The following is a 1423-nucleotide window of genomic DNA, read 5'->3' on the forward strand; positions in this document are numbered from 1 at the left end:
CTGAGACCTGATGCCGAGCCGATTGTGGTGAAGTGGATGATCCTATGCTGTCGAGAAAAGCCTCTAGCGAGTTTCATGGCGGCCCGTACCCTAAACCGACTCAGGTGGTCAGGTAGAGAATACCGAGGCGTTCGGGTGAACTATGGTTAAGGAACTCGGCAAAATGCCCCCGTAACTTCGGGAGAAGGGGGGCCACAACTGGTGATGAGCTTTGCGCTCTGAGCTGGGGGTGGCCGCAGAGACCAGCGAGAAGCGACTGTTTACTAAAAACACAGGTCCGTGCGAAGCCGTAAGGCGATGTATACGGACTGACGCCTGCCCGGTGCTGGAACGTTAAGGGGACCGGTTAGCTCCATTTCGGTGGGGCGAAGCTGAGAACTTAAGCGCCAGTAAACGGCGGTGGTAACTATAACCATCCTAAGGTAGCGAAATTCCTTGTCGGGTAAGTTCCGACCTGCACGAATGGCGTAACGACTTCTCGACTGTCTCAACCATAGGCCCGGTGAAATTGCACTACGAGTAAAGATGCTCGTTTCGCGCAGCAGGACGGAAAGACCCCGGGACCTTTACTACAGTTTGATATTGGTGTTCGGTTCGGCTTGTGTAGGATAGCTGGGAGACTTTGAAATCTGGACGCCAGTTCAGGTGGAGTCGTCGTTGAAATACCAGTCTGGTCGTGCTGGATGTCTAACCTGGGTCCGTGATCCGGATCAGGGACAGTGTCTGATGGGTAGTTTAACTGGGGCGGTTGCCTCCTAAAGAGTAACGGAGGCGCCCAAAGGTTCCCTCAGCCTGGTTGGTAATCAGGTGTTGAGTGTAAGTGCACAAGGGAGCTTGACTGTGAGACCGACGGGTCGAGCAGGGACGAAAGTCGGGACTAGTGATCCGGCGGTGGCTTGTGGAAGCGCCGTCGCTCAACGGATAAAAGGTACCCCGGGGATAACAGGCTGATCTTCCCCAAGAGTCCATATCGACGGGATGGTTTGGCACCTCGATGTCGGCTCGTCGCATCCTGGGGCTGGAGTCGGTCCCAAGGGTTGGGCTGTTCGCCCATTAAAGCGGTACGCGAGCTGGGTTTAGAACGTCGTGAGACAGTTCGGTCCCTATCCGCTGTGCGCGTAGGAGTCTTGAGAAGGGCTGTCCCTAGTACGAGAGGACCGGGACGGACGAACCTCTGGTGTGCCAGTTGTTCTGCCAAGGGCATGGCTGGTTGGCTACGTTCGGGAGGGATAACCGCTGAAAGCATCTAAGCGGGAAGCCTGCTTCGAGATGAGGACTCCCACCCACTTGATGGGGTAAGGCTCCCAGTAGACGACTGGGTTGATAGGCCGGATATGGAAGCACGGTAACGTGTGGAGTTGACCGGTACTAATAGGCCGAGGGCTTGTCCTCAGTTGCTCGCGTCCACTGTGTTAGTTCTGAG

At 55.9% G+C, this 1423-nt stretch carries 1 rRNA gene; it reads left to right on the plus strand.

Annotation, left to right across the window (positions count from 1 at the left end):
* A 23S ribosomal RNA gene (locus tag ACIP2X_RS38525) occupies positions 1 to 1392 on the plus strand; the annotation flags it as partial.
* Between the last annotated feature and the right edge of the window lie 31 nt (positions 1393 to 1423).

The sequence above is a fragment of the Streptomyces sp. NPDC089424 genome (assembly GCF_044749345.1).
Lineage (GTDB): Bacteria > Actinomycetota > Actinomycetes > Streptomycetales > Streptomycetaceae > Streptomyces.